This window comes from Nocardioides sp. P5_C9_2 (assembly GCF_054049555.1).
The window spans coordinates 1-14,404 of record NZ_JBFUMD010000037.1 but is presented as its reverse complement, the minus strand read 5'-3'; the positions used below and the strand labels follow the sequence as shown (position 1 = coordinate 14,404).

Here is a 14,404-nt window from a genome sequence, read left to right as displayed (position 1 = left end):
GGCCGCGGCCGCGCCGTCCCTGGCACCGCCGCCGACCGGCACGGCGCGCCGCGAGGTCTACGACAGCGCCGGGACGACCCACCAGCGGGTCACCCTGGTGCGGCCCGAGGGCGGTCCGGAGACGAAGGACTCCGACGTCATCAACGCCTACGACAGTGCCGGCGTCGTGCGCTCCTTCTTCCGCCAGATGCTCAACCGGGACTCGATCGACAACCGGGCGCTGGACCTGGTCCTCAACGTGCACTACGGGGCGGCGTACAACAACGCGTTCTGGGACGGCGACGAGATGACCTTCGGCGACGGGGACGGCGTCATCTTCTCCGGCTTCGCCCGCTCGCTCGACGTGGTCGGCCACGAGCTGGCGCACGGCGTCACGCAGTACGCCTCCGGGCTCGCCTACCAGGGCGAGTCCGGGGCACTCAACGAGCACTTCAGTGACGTCTTCGGCACTGCCATCACGCAGTGGTCGGCCGGCGAACGCCCCGAGGACGCCGACTGGCTGATCGGCGACGAGATCATGGCTCCGGACCTGTACGGCGAGGCGCTGCGGTCGATGCGGAACCCGGGCACGGCGTACGACAACCCGATCCTGGGCACGGACCCGCAGCCCGCGCGGTACGCCGACCGCTACACCGGCGCCGCGGACAACGGGGGAGTCCACATCAACTCCGGCATCCCCAACCGGGCCTTCTACCGGGTGGCCACCGAGCTCGGGGACACCGTCGTGACGGCACGGATGTGGTACCACGCGCTCCACTTCCTGCCGCCCACCGCGACGTTCGCGCAGGCTGCCTCGCAGGTCGCCGAGTCCGCCCGCGTGCTGGTCAAGGCCGGCATCGTGGAGAAGGGCGCGGCGCAGGTCGTGCGGGGGGCGTGGCGAGAGGCGGGTGTGGGGTGACGTGACGATCTCAGTGACCTGGCTCGGCCACTCCACCGTCGTCCTCGACCTGGACGAGGTGCGGCTCGTCGCCGACCCGCTCCTGCGGACGCACGGGGGGATCCTGCGTCGGCGGGGCGACCGGCCGGACAGTGTCGCCTGGCGAGGGGCGGACGCGGTCCTGCTCTCGCACCTGCACCACGACCACGCCGAGGTCTCCTCGCTCCGGCTGCTGGGGGCGGCACCGGTGCTGACGTCGCCCGAGAACGCCGCCTGGGCCACCGGCAAGGGTCTGTCCGGACGTGGCCTGGCCGAGGGGGAGTGGGTCCCCGTGGGGGACTCCGGAGACGTCACGGTCCGGCTCGTGGAGGCGGTGCACCACTCCCGCCCGATGCCGCACCGTCCGAACGCCGCCCACGGCCACCTGGTGCGTGGCGGGTCCGGGGTCGTCTGGCTCGCCGGGGACACCAGCATCCATCCCGGGATGGCGGACCTGGCCGAGATGGCCGGCGCCCCGGTCGACGTCGCTGTCGTGCCGGTGGGCGGGTGGGGCCCTCGGCTCTCGCCGGGGCACATGGGACCGGAGGAGGCGGCGATCGCCTGTCGGATGGCCGGCGCCGCCTGTGGCGTCCCGGTGCACTGGGGGACCTTCCACGTGCCCGGCGGGTCGCGGCACCCACGCGGCTGGATGGACGCGGCGGGTCCGCGGTTCGAGACCGCGCTGGCCCGTGAGGCGCCCGGGTGCCGGGCGCTCGTCCTGGACGTCGGCGGCTCGGCGCGGGTGGTGGGGTGACGCAGCCTCGTCAGTCGGTCCTCAGGCTGTCGTCGACGGGCGCCGGATGGCGCCAGGCCCAGGGCTGGGCCTCCTCGAGCTGCGCCGCGAGCCGCAGCAGGTCGCCGTCGGCGCCGAGCGGGCCGACGAGCTGGACGCCCAGGGGAAGGCCGGCTGCGGTCCAGTGGAGCGGGACGCTGATGGCCGGGCGGCCGGTCAGGTTGGCCAGCTGGGTGTAGGGCACCCAGTCGAGGTTGTCGTGGATGATCTCGTCGAGCATCCCGGTGGCCGTCAAGATCCGTCCGGCCCGCAGCCGGCTGACCACGCGCGCAAGCGTCTGGAGGCGGTCGGGCGTGCGGGTGGCGTGCACCGGGAGCGGGGGCCGGGCGAGCGTCGGGGTGAGGAAGACGTCGTGGCCCTCGTGGAACTCGGCGAGGGAGTGCACGTAGCCGTTGACGTTCTGCAGGGCCTGCAGCATCGGGAGCAGCCCGGAGGCACGCCCGATCTCCGCGCTGGCCAGGGTGTCGGCCTCGAAGTGGCTGTCGGGGGCGCCCAGCCGCTTCCTGGCGTCGCTGACCTGGCCGTAGAGCTGGGCGAACCAGATGGTGAGGAAGTCCCGGGCCAGCGCCTCGTCGTCGTGGGGCGGTGACACCTCCTCGACGTCGTGGCCGAGCTCGGCGAGCAGCTGGGCCGCCCGCTCGACGGCCGCGAACGCCTCGGGGTCGGGGCTCGCGTTGATCGCCGAGGAGACGGAGTAGCCGATGCGGAGCCGTCCCGGCCGCTCGCGGATCTGCTCGACGAACGGCACGTCGTGCGTGGCGGAGCGGTAGCCCGCGCGCGGATCGGGGCCGATGATGGCGTCCAGCAGGGCGGCGCTGTCGCGGACCGTACGGGTCACCACTCCCTGGGTCACCATCCCGTACATCACCTCACCGGTCTGAGGGCCGTAGGGACCCAGGCCACGGCTGGTCTTGAGCCCGACCAGGCCGTTGCAGGCGGCGGGGATGCGCACGGACCCGCCGCCGTCGTTGGCTCCGGCGGCCGGGACGATGCCCGCCGCGACGGCCGCACCGGAGCCGCCCGACGAGCCACCCGGGGTGTGGGCGGTGTTCCACGGGTTGCGTGCCGGTCCCCAGTGCTCCGACTCGGTGACCCCCTTGGCCCCGAACTCGGGGGTGTTGGTCTTGCCGAAGACGACCAGCCCGGCATCGAGGAATCGCTGCGTCACCAGGGCGTGCCGGTCCGCGACGTCGTGGGCCAGGGCGCGTGAGCCGTTGGAGGTGGGGAACCCGGCGTACTCCTGGCCGAGATCCTTCACCAGGAACGGGACGCCCGCGAAGGCCCCGCCCAGGGACGCGTCGGCGGCGCGCTCGTCCGCGACCCCGCCGAGGTCGGCGACGACGGCGTTGAGAAGGGGGTTCATCTCATCGCGCCGGCCCCGCGCGAGCGCCAGCAGCTCCGTGGCCGTGACCTCCCCGCGGGCGACCAGCTCGGCAAGGGCGGTGGCGTCGTGGGTGAGGTACTCCTCCGGGGTCATGGCGGGAGGCTACCGGGGAAGGTCGGCGATGCCGGGCCGCATGGTCGAGGTCGACAGCTCGCCGGGGGCGGCTCGCGGTCGGTGGGAGGGTGTCCCCATGACCCGCGTCTGCCTCTCGCGCCTGCCGGGGGAGCAGGTGCTGGTGGTCGAGAGGGACGTCGAGCGAACGGTGCCGCTGGTCGACCTGCCGGCGTACGTCGCGACGCGGGAGCCGGAGTCGCCCCGATGGGTGTGGGACGACACCGCACGGTGGTACCCGCCGCTGCTGGCCGCCGGGGTGCGGGTCGAGCGCTGCCACGACCTGCGGCTGGTCCGTCGCCTGCTGCGGCGGGCACCCGCCGTGGAGGGTCGGCTGCTCGACGGGGAGCAGTCCGAGCACTGGGACCGGCTCGCTCCTGGCGCCGTGTCCGATCCGGTGCTGTTCTCGGCCGACGACACCGCCGAGCACCTGCGCGCCGACCTCGAGGACGCCCGCCAGCAGGCCGCGGTGGCCGGCTCACCGGAGTCCGGCCGGCTCGGTCTGCTGCTCGCGGCGGAGTCGGCGGGTGCCCTGGTCGCGGCCGAGATGACGTACGCCGGGGTCCCCTGGCGGCTGGACGTGCACGAGCGGCTGCTGGCCGACCTCCTCGGGCCCCGGCCGCCGCGCGGGGCCCGTCCGCGGCTGCTCGAGGCGCTGGTCGAGGAGGTGCGTCGCGCCTTCGCCGCCCCGGGCCTCAACCCCGACTCGCGGCCCGAGCTGCTCGCGGCGCTGCGTCGGGCGGGGCTCGAGGTCTCCGACACCCGTGCGTCGTCCCTGCGAGCCCTCGAGCACCCGGGCATCTCCCCGCTGCTGCGCTACAAGCAGCTCGCGCACCTCTTCCAGACCAACGGGTGGGCCTGGATCGACCAGTGGGTGAGCGGCGGCCGGTTCCGTCCGTCGTACCAGCCGGCCGGGTCGGTGACGGGACGGTGGTCCTCCAACGGCGGTGGTGCTCTCTCGTTCCCGGTGCAGGTGCGGCCCGCAGCCGTGGCCGACGACGGCTGGGTGCTGGTGGTCGCCGACGTCGCCCAGCTCGAGCCGCGGGTGCTCGCCGGGATGAGCGGCGACCGAGCGCTGGCCCACGCGGCACGCGGGGCCGATCTCTACCAGGGGATGGTCGACGACGGCGCCGTCCGGAGTCGCCAGGACGCCAAGCTCGGCCTCCTGGGCGCGATGTACGGCGCGACCAGCGGCGAGAGCGGTCGGATGGTGGCGGGGCTCACCCGTCGCTACCCCCGGGCATTCGGTCTCGTGGAGGACGCGGCCCGTGCCGGCGAGCGCGGCCAGGTGGTGCGCACGCTGCTGGGGCGCGGGTGCCCGACCCTGGGGGAGGCCTGGGACCAGGACATCGACGACACGCCGGTCGATGCCGACGGTCAGGCGCGCCGGCGCCGCGCCCACGGCCGCTTCACCCGCAACTTCGTGGTGCAGGGCACGGGCGCGGAGTGGGCTCTGTGCTGGATCGCCGACCTGCGCAACCGGCTGTGGCGCCTGGGCGGCGCGGAGGATCTCGTCGGCGGTCCGCACCTCGTCTTCTTCCTGCACGACGAGGTGGTCGTGCACACCCCGGCGGCGCTCGCCGACGAGGTCGCCGCACACGCCGCCGACGCCGCTGCGAGCGCCGGGAGCCTGGTGTTCCGTGACGCGGACATCGACTTCCCGCTCAACGTCTCGATCGTGCGGTCCTACGCCGACGCCGGCAAGCCCGGAGCCGCAGTCGGGCAGTGACCGCGCGCCTGGGCGCCTCAGAGGTCCCAGGCCTCACCGTCCGGGCTGGCGACGGCGACGACGTACCCGTCGGGGTCGCGCACCCAGATCTCCCGGTGACCCGGACCGTTCCCGTCGCCCGGGGGCGGGTTGCGGTGGGGTGCGTTGACCACGTCGGCGCCGAGGCTGGCGGCCCGCTCGACCACGCCGTCGAAGTCGCTCACCTCCCCGAACCAGACCAGCACGCCGTTGCCCCGCTCGACCGTCGGGTCGCCGACGGGTCCGTGGTGGTGCTCGGTCCCCTCGTGGTGGAGCTGGAGGACGAGCTCACCGTCGGCGAGGAGGCGCTCGTACTCGGGTCCGCCGTGGTCGCTGGTGAGGCCGAGCAGCTGGTGGTACCACCGGCTGCTGGCCTCGACGTCACGCACCATCAGCATCGTCTGTGCGCGAGCGGTGGCGACCGGGGCGACCAGGCCGATCCGGTTGCCCGAGGGGTCGTCGACCTCGACCAGCCACCGCTCGCCCTGGTCGAGGGACGGCCGTTGGCGCACCGCCCCGCCGGCGTCGACGACCCGCTCGAGCGTGGGGTAGAGGTCCTCGACGGTGAACCACGGTACCGGGCCGTCCGTGGCGGGCGCGAGATCGGTCGTCCACTGGCCGATGAGTCCGGGGGCCTCGAAGCTGCCGTACGTCGCCTCCCCGCGCCAACCGAGGACGGAGGCGTAGAAGGCGATGGAGGCGTCGAGGTCGGTCGTGGGGAGCTGGAGGTAGGCGAGCCCTCCGCTGGGCGGGCGGTGGCGGGACGGTCGGGCGTCGGTGCTCATCGGCGGTCCTCCTGGGTGGTCGTCGGGTGGGTGGTCGTGGGGTGCGCGGTCTGCGTCGTCGGCTCAGTCCTCCAGGGCGCGCAGCTCGGTGCCCCGGGCCCGCCGCATCGCCGTGACCTGCGCGGAGAGCTCGGTGACGTCGACCTCACTGCGGCTGGTGAGCTGGTGCGGGTCCAGGGACAGGTCGTAGAGCTCCCACTCGCCGCGCTCGTGGTGCTCGATGTAGGCCTGCGACCCCTCCCGCAGCATCGCCCACCCGAGGTTGGTGTTCTCGACGAGCAACCGGCGGCGCCACGAGGACCAGTCGCCGCTGCGCAGGGGCTCGAGCATCGAGCGTCCGGAGAGCTCGCGGCCCGCGTCGGGATCGAGCCCGGCGATGTCGAGCGTGGTGGGCATCAGGTCGACCTGGGACACGAGGGCGTTGCGGGTGCCCGGCGCGACTCCGGGCCCGCGCACGACGTACGGGATGCCGGCGGACTCCTCGTAGGGCTGCTCCTTGCGGAAGAGCCTGTGCTCGCCGCGGAGGTGCAGCTCCTCGAGCTTGCCCTCCAGGACCCGGCGCATCAGCGCGAGGTCCTGGGGAGGGAGGTCCCGCATCCAGGAGGGCTTGTCGGACAGGTCGGCCTCGTTGAGGGCGGGCGGGTCCCAGGTGACGTCGTCGAAGTCGTGGCGGTGCTCCTCGCTCGGCCGGTAGGGGTCGTGGGGGATCGACGGCGCCCACACGGCGAACCACGGGCCGCTGTCCTCGTGCCGTTCCACGAACCGACGCAACCGATCGGCGGCGAAGGTGTCGGCCACCGCCTGGCCGTCGAGCTGGCGCACGTCACCGTCGACGTTCACCTGACCCCGCTTGCCGACCGTGGCCACCCACCGTCCCCACCCCGGGGCGACGTACGCCGGGTCCTCGCCGAGACCGTTCATGTACTTGCCGAAGTAGCCGGTGTCGGCGTCGGCGCCACGCATCCGGGTGGCGACGGTGTCGCCGTCGAGGCCCTGGTCGACGAACGGGCGGTGGGTGCGGTTGTCGTGGCAGCCGTGGTCGTGCGGGTACCGGCTGGTGAGCATGGAGGCCCGCGCCGGCCCGCACCACGGCATCGCGGTGTAGCCGCGACGGAACCGGACGCCCTTCTCCACCAGCCGCTTCCACGTCGCGTCCATGGTCGGGAGCATCGAGCGCATCTGGTCGTCGGTGATGATCCACAGGACGTTGTCGGCCATGCGCACCGACACTACGCTCGCCGGGATGAGCCGCATCTTCACCACGAGCGTCGCCTCGGTCTACCCCCACTACGTCGCCAAGGTGGAGCGGAAGGGCCGCACGAAGGCCGAGCTGRACGAGGTGATCGAGTGGCTGACCGGCTTCGACGACGCGGCCCTGGACCGGCACCTGGCGGCGGGGACGACGTTCGAGGACTTCTTCGCCGAGGCGCACCTCAACCCGCTGGCGTCACACATCACCGGGGTGGTGTGCGGGGTGCGGGTCGAGGAGGTCGAGGACCCGCTGATGCAGAAGATCCGCTACCTCGACAAGCTCGTGGACGAGCTGGCGCGCGGCAGGGCCATGGAGAAGGTCCTGCGCAACCGGAGTCAGCCGGCGTAGGGGACCTCACTGGTCCACGCGTGCTCCGGGGCGGTGACGGCACGCCAGACGGCCTCGGCCACGCGGTCGGGCGTGAAGGCGCCCTCGCGGGCGAGGTTCCCGCGGACGGTCACGGACACCGCGCGGATCCCGTCCGGGGCCAGGGTGGCGTCGATGCTCTGCACGAGGTTGCGGAGGCCGGCCTTCTGCACGCCGAGGGAGGCTGGCCCGTGCCACGGCTCGTCGGCGGCCATGCTGCCGGTGGCGCTGACCCGGCTGCCGTCCACGAGGAACGGTCGGGCGGCCTGGACGGCGGTGAGCAGGGCGCCGACGCCCAGCGCGACGTCCTCGAGGAGCTCGGGGACCGTCAGCTCGAGCGGGTCCTTGTCCCGGTAGGCACTGGGGTTGAAGTGCAGCACGTCGATCCGCCCCCACCCGCGTCCCATGTTCTGGACGGCGTCGGTCGCCGCGACCGTGTCGGTGAGGTCGACCGCGGCGGACCGGACGGTCGCACCACGCTGCAAGAGGTCGGCCGTCAGCTCCTCGAGCGCACCGCGGTCGCGGCCCAGCAGCCCCACGTCGTACCCCTCGTCGGCGAAGCGGCGGGCGAGCGAACCACCCACGCCCGGACCCGCACCCACCAYGACGACCACAGGTCTGCTCATGAGGACTTCCTACCGCCTTCCTGGGTGCGTGTCCCGCACCGGGCCACGCCGGGGGTGGGCCTGACAAGGTGGGGGACATGACCGACCCGAACCCCTCGCCCACCCTCGTCGTCGTCACCGGAGCCAACGGACTGGTGGGCAGCCGTGTCGTCGCGGCCCTCAGCGAGCGGGGTGCTGCCGTGCGTGCCGTCGTACGCCGCGCCGGCACCGCGCCGGTCCTCCCCGGTGTCGAGGAGCGGGTCGGCGACTTTGCCGACCCGGCCTTCGCCGCCGACGTGGTGGCGGGCGCCGGGGCGCTGGTGACGACCGTGCACCCGCTGGGCGGCGACGCCGACAGCCAGYGGACGGTGGGCCTCGACGGCACGCTCGCCATCGCCCGGGCCGCGGCGCGGGCCGGAGTGGGGCGCCTCGTGCACGTGTCGACCGGAGCGGTCTACGCCCGCAGCCCGGGGCTCGGTGACGTGGACGAGCACTCCGCCCTGGTGGGCGACGACGCCGGGGACTACGCGGTCATCAAGCGTGACGTCGACCTGGCGCTCGCCGCCGTGGACGGACCCACCCGGGTCCTGGTGCGGCCGCCGGCGATCCTGGGCGCGGGGAAGACCTCGGTATGGAACTCGGTGCACCCGGCCCGGGTCCGCGACGACGAGAACGCCCGGCACGCCGTGGCGGACCAGTCGTTCGCCTGGGTGCACGTCGACGACCTCGCGGCCCTCACCGCCGACGTCGCGGTCGGCGCGGTCGCCACCGCCGACGACCCGGAGTCCGGGCCGGTGGCGGGTGGGTGCACGGCGGTCAACGTCGCGGGGGGTCCCGCGACCCAGCGCGACTACCTCGGGGTGGTCACCCGGGCCCTCGGCCTGGAGCCGGTGTGGGACGACGGCCCGGCGTGGACCGGGCAGGTCCGAGCCGATCGCGCGCGCCGCTGGGGCTGGCAGCCGCGGGTCGACCTCGCCGGTGCGCTGGCCGAGCTCGAGGACGGGCTGCAGGCCTGAGCGCCCCGATCAGGCCAGTCCGGTCAGGGCCGCCGAGCGCTCCCAGAGGCCGTCGATCAGTGTCTGGTCGTGCGCCTGCCGGTTCTCGCGGCCCTGCGGGTTGAAGCGGCTGAAGTAGCTCCCGTTGACGGCGGGGTCCGGACCGCGCTCGGCGAGGGCGATCAGCGGGGCCGCGCCGTCGGGGACGCTGATGGTGGCGAAGCGCTTGAGCGGCGAACGGTAGAGGAGGCCGACGACCCACGAGTCGCGGCCGAACGAGCTGCCCACGGGACCCGGGTGGACGGCGACGGAGACGATGCCGTCGTCGGACCACCGCTGGGCGATGCCGCGGGTGAAGAGGATGTTCATCAGCTTGCCGGTGCCGTACGCCAGGAACTCCCGGGCCTTGCGGTGCTCGTGGTCGAGGTCGTCGAGCACGACCTTGCCCACCAGGTTGCCGATGCTGGAGGTGTTGACCACCAGCGACGAGCCGGCGGCGGCGAGCTGCGGGCGCAGCAGGTTGGTCAGCAGGAACGGCGCGAGGTGATTGACCTGGAAGTTGGGCTCGTGGCCGTCGGCGGTGGTCCTCGACGGGTCGATCGTGCCGCCGGCGTTGTTCATCAGGACGTCGATCCGGTCCGTGCGCTCGCCGACCTGGGCCGCGAGGCGTCGTACGTCGTCGAGCCGGGCGAAGTCGGCGACCAGGGGCTCGGTGCCGACGGCCTCGGCGACGGGTCGCAACTTGTCCGCGGAGCGGCCGGTCACCAGGACCGTGGCCCCCTTGCCGGCCAGGTCGCGGGCGGCCTCGGCCCCGATCCCGTCGCTCGCACCGGTCACCAGGACCGTGCGGCCCGCCATCGTCAGGTCAGTCATGTCGCGAGCCTAGTCAGCGGTCCCACGGCTCGACGGCCGGTCGCCGCAGCGGCGGTCAGGTCGTTGGCAGGTTGTCCATCGGACCCTTCGGCGATGACCACCTCCACGGCCGTCGGCCGCACCATGCTGAACAAGGTCCCCGAAGTCACCGTCTTCTTCTGGGTCATCAAGATCCTCTGCACGACGGTCGGCGAGAGCTTCGCCGACTACGTCAACGAGACACTCGGCCTCGGTCTGACGAACACGACGATCCTGTTCACGGTCGGCCTGGTCGCGGCGCTGGTGGCCCAGTTCCGGCTCCGGCGCTACGTGCCCGGCGTCTACTGGTTGGCGGTGGTGCTCATCAGCGTCRTCGGCACCCTGCTGACCGACAACCTCACCGACGCCCGTGGCGTCCCGCTGGCGGTCAGCTCGATCGTCTTCGCGGTGCTGCTCGCCGTGGTCTTCTCGGTCTGGCACGCACGCGAGGGCACCCTGTCCATCCACTCGATCAACACGACACCGCGCGAGGCCTGGTACTGGCTGGTGGTGCTCGTCACCTTCGCGCTCGGCACCGCCCTGGGCGACTGGACGCTGGAGATCACCGGGTGGTCCCCGGGCGCGGCGATCCTGCTGCCCGCGGGCCTGATCGCCCTCGTCGCCATCGGGTGGCGGATGGGCCTCGACCCGGTCCTCTCCTTCTGGCTGGCCTACGTCCTCACCCGCCCCCTGGGCGCCAACATCGGCGACTTCCTCGCCCTCGACAGGGAGGAGGGCGGGCTCGCCCTGGGCACCCTGGCGACGAGCGTGATCTTCCTGGCCACGATCCTCGCCACCGTCGTCTTCCTGACGGTGACCGGGACCGACCGCACGGAGACGCAGCGCCTGGAGCTGGAGACGGACCCGGCATGACGTGACGCAGTCACGTTGCACGAGCGCTACGTGACGCCGTCACGTGGTGCGGGCGCTCACGGTCCGGCGCTGGGAAGCATCAGCCGAAGATGTGCCCCACCCGCGGGCCCGTCGATCACGTCGAGCGTGCCGCCGCCGCGCTCGGCGAGGTTGCGGGCGATGGCGAGCCCGAGTCCGCTGCCGCCGTCGCGGCTTCGCGCCGCGTCCCCCCGGCGGAAGCGGTCGAAGACCAGTTCTCGCTCGTCCGGTGCGATGCCGGGTCCGTCGTCGACCACGTCCAGACGGGCCTGTCCTGCGGCGATGGTGACACCGAGCGTGATCCGTGAGTCCGCGTGCTGCACGGCGTTGTCCAGGAGGTTGCGCACGATGCGGCGGACATCGTCGGGATCGGCGTACGCCGGCGCCGCGGACACCTCCCGGGTGTCGATGCGGACCGGGGAGCCGGCCCGCGCCCGGACGGCCTCCTCGAGGACCAGCTCGTCGAGATCCACGAGCCGCCGATGAGCCGGGGCGCCGGCATCGAGCGACGCCAGCACCAGCAGGTCGCGGACCATGCGCTCCATGTGGTTCGTGGCGCCCAGCACATCCCTGCGGAGCACGTCGTGATCGAYCCCGGTCGGGTGCGCCAGGGCGACCTCGAGGGCCACTCGTTGGGCGGCCAGGGGGCTCTGCAGGTCGTGGGAGATGTCGGCCACGAAGTCGCGCTGCCGTTGCGCCGCTGCGTCCAGCCGGCCGAGCATCGCGTTCATGGTGGCGGCGAGCCGACCGACCTCGTCGTCGACGCCGTCCCCTGCGACCCTGGCGTGCAGGCTCTCCTCGGAGATCCGGTCCACCTCTGCGCGGATGCGATCCAGGCGCGCCAGGGTCCGGCCGATGACGACCCAGATGACAAGTCCCAGCGCGAGGACCACGAACGGGAAGCCGACGGCCAGGGACGTGCGCAGGGCAGCGGAGGCCTCGTCCACGGACTCCAGGCTGTCGCCGACGTAGACGGTCACCTCGTCGCCCGCGACGGCCTGCGTGGCGTACCAGACCCGGTAGGTCTCCGTCTCCTGGTCGTCCGGTGCGTCGAAGGTGCTCTCCCGGGGCGTGGTGGCGCCGACGAGATCTGCCACCGCCGGATGACCCCTGATGTTGGGCGATGCCGCGAGCACTCGTCCGTGCTGGTCGACGACCTGGGCCATCCCGTTGTCGGACACGCTGCTGAGCACCTCGGGAAGGTCTTCGGCCTGCGCCAGGCGGAGCAGGTCCTCCACGCGGGACCGCGACAGCTGGTCGGTGGATTCGGTGAGGCTGCTCGCCAGGGTCGAGACCAGGAGCAGGGCGCATCCCGCGAGGAGCGTCGCGAACAGGAGGGTGCCGACGACCGTCGCCCTGACGCGCAGGCTCATCCGGATCATGACGGGCCCTCGAGCCGGTCGTCCACGAGGCGGTATCCCACCAGCCGGACGGTCTGCAGCGAGCTCCGCCCGAACGGCTCGTCCACGCGCTGGCGCAGCTGTCGTACGTAGACCTCGACGATGTTGGGGTGTCCGTCGAAGGCGAAGTCCCACACGTGCGCGAGGATCGTCGCCTTCGAGACCACCTCGCCGGGCCGGCGCATGAGGAACTCGAGCAGCGAGAACTGCCGCGGAGTGAGCGCGACAGGAGTGTCGCCCCGCCACGCCGCGTGCGCGGCCGGGTCCAGCCGCAGGTCCCCGACCTCCAGGACGACCGGCCGCTCGCGGCTCCCTCGCCGCAGCAGCGCACGCAGACGGGCCGTGAGGACCAGGAACGAGAACGGCTTGGCCAGGAAGTCGTCGGCCCCGGCATCCAGGGCACGCGACTCCTGCTCAGGGCCCGAACGCGCGGTGAGCATCAGGATCGGCGTCCAGTCACCGGCGTCGCGCAGCCGGGCGCACAGCACATCCCCGGCGATCCCGGGCAGCATCACGTCGACCACCATGGCGTCGTACGTCTGTTCGTGGGCGAGCCAGTCGCCGGTCGGGCCGTCCGGCGCGACGTCCACGGCATACCCCTCCGACTCCAGGCCGCGCCGCAGGCCGGCCGCGAGCTGACGGTCGTCCTCGATCACCAGGATCCGCATGCCGACCACTGTCGCAGCCGCACGCTGAAGACCGGCTGAGTGTTCAGGCTGGCTTCAGCAGCCGACATGCACACTGGGAGCCCAGCAGACACCGAGGAACGGAGAAGCCCATGCGCAAGCGCACAGCAGTCGCGGGAATCAGCATCGCGGCACTCGCAGCGATCGCCGGCGGAGGTGTCGCGGTGGCGGGCAACGRTGACGACGGTCCCGCCAGCCACCGATACACCGAGCAGCAGGCCGACGCCGCCACGAAGGCGGCTCTGGAGGCCACCGGAGGTGGCACGGTCAACAGCGTCGAGTCCGACTCCGAGAACGGAGCCACGTACGAGGTGGAGATCACCAGGCCCGACGGGAGCACGGTCGACGTCCGACTGGACGACCAGTACGCCGTGGTCGTCATCGAGGGCGACAGCGACAGCTCCGAGCAGGACGGCGGAGCCGAGTAGCATCGTCCGCCCGAGCAAGGCCCCGGCTCAGCGGTGACGCACAGCGACGAGCTCCTGCTGGTCGCTGCCACCCCTCACGTCCCGGTCGGCGACGTCACCCACCCCGCGCACGTACAGCTTGTGCTCGACCACACCGGGCTCGAGCGCCGACCGCTCGGCGGTGAGGAGGGCATCCCGGCTGGTCGTGAAGACGGTGGTGACGGAGGCGTGAAGGCTCCGGACGACGAACCGGTCCTCGGCATGGCCGGGGTAGTCCTCCTGGTGGAAGCCCTGACCGACGCGCGGGTGCGCGGGCATGAAGATCCCCGCCTCCGCGCCGTCCCTGCCGGAGTGGAAGGTCCCTTCGCGGCTGGTCACGGTGCCGTCCTCGTCCAGCTCGGCGGTGTCCTCCCCGAAGTACCAGACGGTGCCGGCCCTCGTCTGCGCGTAGTAGTCGCGCGTGCGCTCCGTCAGCACCCCGTCGACCACGAGCCGGTCGACCACCACCCGGCAGCGGACGCCGTCGATGACCCGCGTGCGAGGGGCGACGTACACGACGTCCCGGCCGGGTCGGCCGTCGGTGACTCCCCGGTAGACGAGGACGGTCCCCGGCTCCAGCGGGAAGTACGGGTTGGTCACCCGACCTCGGGTGAAGTGGCTGGGCGTGGGGTGATGCTGCCCGGGACTGGCTGTCTCGGCTGCCTGGACCGGGGCGCCCACGGCGAGCAACCCCGCTGCGACCACTCCGGCGGTGGCCAGGACCCTGCGGATCACGATGGTGCTCATGGATCTCCTCGATGGCGTGTGACGTCGGAAGCATCAGCATGCGCCGGCGGCACTGAAGCCACGCTGAAGGACCGTCAGAGCACCGAGAAGCCTTCGGGGAGGGCCGGGCGGCCGGTGACAGCACGGAGGAACGGGCCCGCACGGCCCTCGCTGAGGGCGAGCTCGGCGACGAGGGACAGCGCCTGGGTCGCGGCGGTGGCCGGCAGGTCCAGGGGCTGGCCCAGGGCGGCAGCGAGGTCGGTGGTGTGGACGACGAGCTCGAAGGTCCGGGTCGGCAGGTAGTCCCGGAGCAGCATGCCGCCGACGACCGTMGTGACCGGCTCCGAGCCGTCGGTGTCCTCGAGGAGCCGGAGCACCCGTACGGCGATCTCGGCGACGGCGGTCGCCGG

The 14,404-nt window shown here is 72.9% G+C and carries 16 protein-coding genes; 7 read left to right on the top strand and 9 right to left on the bottom strand.

Going from position 1 to position 14,404, the window contains the following annotated elements:
• Positions 1–898: M4 family metallopeptidase (locus tag ACXJKL_RS03565; protein ID WP_457205678.1), on the top strand; the 898-nt coding region annotated here is incomplete at its 5' end.
• A gap of 1 nt (position 899) precedes the next feature.
• Entirely contained in the window at positions 900–1,670 is a 771-nt protein-coding gene (locus tag ACXJKL_RS03560) for an MBL fold metallo-hydrolase (protein WP_457205677.1), read from the top strand.
• A gap of 10 nt (positions 1,671–1,680) precedes the next feature.
• Here the strand turns inward: ACXJKL_RS03560 and ACXJKL_RS03555 are convergent, their stop codons facing one another.
• Positions 1,681–3,186 (bottom strand): amidase, encoded by a 1,506-nt coding sequence (locus ACXJKL_RS03555; protein WP_457205676.1) that lies wholly within the window; start codon positions 3,184–3,186, stop codon positions 1,681–1,683.
• 97 nt (positions 3,187–3,283) lie between these two features.
• Here ACXJKL_RS03555 and ACXJKL_RS03550 point away from each other — a divergent pair, with 97 nt between their 5' ends.
• Positions 3,284–4,933 (top strand): bifunctional 3'-5' exonuclease/DNA polymerase, encoded by a 1,650-nt coding sequence (locus ACXJKL_RS03550; protein WP_457205675.1) that lies wholly within the window; start codon positions 3,284–3,286, stop codon positions 4,931–4,933.
• Positions 4,934–4,950: 17 nt separating this feature from the next.
• Here the strand turns inward: ACXJKL_RS03550 and ACXJKL_RS03545 are convergent, their stop codons facing one another.
• Complete coding sequence (locus tag ACXJKL_RS03545; protein WP_457205674.1) at positions 4,951–5,736, bottom strand: VOC family protein; 786 nt, start codon at positions 5,734–5,736, stop codon at positions 4,951–4,953.
• Between the two features lie 63 nt (positions 5,737–5,799).
• Entirely contained in the window at positions 5,800–6,954 is a 1,155-nt protein-coding gene (locus ACXJKL_RS03540) for a sulfatase-like hydrolase/transferase (protein WP_457205673.1), read from the bottom strand.
• Between ACXJKL_RS03540 and ACXJKL_RS03535 the strand changes: the two genes are divergently transcribed.
• A complete protein-coding gene (locus tag ACXJKL_RS03535) occupies positions 6,953–7,336 on the top strand; it encodes a DUF2200 domain-containing protein (RefSeq protein ID WP_457205672.1) in 384 nt (127 codons plus the stop codon). The two genes, ACXJKL_RS03540 and ACXJKL_RS03535, sit on opposite strands and share 2 nt — an antisense overlap.
• On the opposite strand, the gene ACXJKL_RS03530 is transcribed toward ACXJKL_RS03535, so the two are convergent.
• On the bottom strand, positions 7,324–7,980 hold the full coding sequence (locus ACXJKL_RS03530; RefSeq protein ID WP_457205671.1) for an SDR family oxidoreductase: 657 nt from the start codon (positions 7,978–7,980) through the stop codon (positions 7,324–7,326). The genes ACXJKL_RS03535 and ACXJKL_RS03530 overlap by 13 nt on opposite strands.
• Before the next feature lie 77 nt (positions 7,981–8,057).
• On the opposite strand from ACXJKL_RS03530, the gene ACXJKL_RS03525 reads away from it, so the two are divergent.
• Complete coding sequence (locus ACXJKL_RS03525) at positions 8,058–8,975, top strand: NAD-dependent epimerase/dehydratase family protein (protein WP_457205670.1); 918 nt, start codon at positions 8,058–8,060, stop codon at positions 8,973–8,975.
• Positions 8,976–8,984: 9 nt separating this feature from the next.
• Here the strand turns inward: ACXJKL_RS03525 and ACXJKL_RS03520 are convergent, their stop codons facing one another.
• Positions 8,985–9,827 (bottom strand): SDR family NAD(P)-dependent oxidoreductase, encoded by an 843-nt coding sequence (locus ACXJKL_RS03520; RefSeq protein ID WP_457205669.1) that lies wholly within the window; start codon positions 9,825–9,827, stop codon positions 8,985–8,987.
• 93 nt (positions 9,828–9,920) lie between these two features.
• Here ACXJKL_RS03520 and ACXJKL_RS03515 point away from each other — a divergent pair, with 93 nt between their 5' ends.
• The gene (locus tag ACXJKL_RS03515; protein ID WP_457205668.1) at positions 9,921–10,718 is read left to right on the top strand and encodes a COG4705 family protein; all 798 of its coding nucleotides are present in this window, start codon (positions 9,921–9,923) and stop codon (positions 10,716–10,718) included.
• 56 nt (positions 10,719–10,774) lie between these two features.
• Here ACXJKL_RS03515 and ACXJKL_RS03510 read toward each other — a convergent pair whose 3' ends face one another.
• A complete protein-coding gene (locus ACXJKL_RS03510; protein ID WP_457205667.1) occupies positions 10,775–12,118 on the bottom strand; it encodes a sensor histidine kinase in 1,344 nt (447 codons plus the stop codon).
• Positions 12,115–12,804 carry a response regulator transcription factor gene (locus tag ACXJKL_RS03505; RefSeq protein ID WP_457205666.1) on the bottom strand — a complete coding sequence of 230 codons (690 nt, stop codon included), beginning with the start codon at positions 12,802–12,804 and terminating at the stop codon, positions 12,115–12,117. Before ACXJKL_RS03505 ends, ACXJKL_RS03510 begins: the two co-directional genes overlap by 4 nt.
• A 110-nt stretch (positions 12,805–12,914) precedes the next feature.
• Here ACXJKL_RS03505 and ACXJKL_RS03500 point away from each other — a divergent pair, with 110 nt between their 5' ends.
• Complete coding sequence (locus ACXJKL_RS03500) at positions 12,915–13,250, top strand: PepSY domain-containing protein (protein ID WP_457205665.1); 336 nt, start codon at positions 12,915–12,917, stop codon at positions 13,248–13,250.
• A gap of 27 nt (positions 13,251–13,277) precedes the next feature.
• On the opposite strand, the gene ACXJKL_RS03495 is transcribed toward ACXJKL_RS03500, so the two are convergent.
• Entirely contained in the window at positions 13,278–14,015 is a 738-nt protein-coding gene (locus ACXJKL_RS03495; protein WP_457205664.1) for a hypothetical protein, read from the bottom strand.
• A 74-nt stretch (positions 14,016–14,089) separates the two neighbouring features.
• Positions 14,090–14,404 (bottom strand): hypothetical protein (locus tag ACXJKL_RS03490; RefSeq protein WP_457205663.1); only part of this gene is annotated, 315 nt, incomplete at its 5' end.

Bases quoted from the DNA above. Each gene is read 5' to 3' on its own strand.
- ACXJKL_RS03555 (WP_457205676.1), bottom strand. From the start codon at position 3,186: ATGACCCCGGAGGAGTACCTCACCCACGACGCCACCGCCCTTGCCGAG.
- ACXJKL_RS03550 (WP_457205675.1), top strand. From the start codon at position 3,284: ATGACCCGCGTCTGCCTCTCGCGCCTGCCGGGGGAGCAGGTGCTGGTG.
- ACXJKL_RS03545 (WP_457205674.1), bottom strand. From the start codon at position 5,736: ATGAGCACCGACGCCCGACCGTCCCGCCACCGCCCGCCCAGCGGAGGG.
- ACXJKL_RS03540 (WP_457205673.1), bottom strand. From the start codon at position 6,954: ATGGCCGACAACGTCCTGTGGATCATCACCGACGACCAGATGCGCTCG.
- ACXJKL_RS03520 (WP_457205669.1), bottom strand. From the start codon at position 9,827: ATGACTGACCTGACGATGGCGGGCCGCACGGTCCTGGTGACCGGTGCG.
- ACXJKL_RS03505 (WP_457205666.1), bottom strand. From the start codon at position 12,804: ATGCGGATCCTGGTGATCGAGGACGACCGTCAGCTCGCGGCCGGCCTG.
- ACXJKL_RS03495 (WP_457205664.1), bottom strand. From the start codon at position 14,015: ATGAGCACCATCGTGATCCGCAGGGTCCTGGCCACCGCCGGAGTGGTC.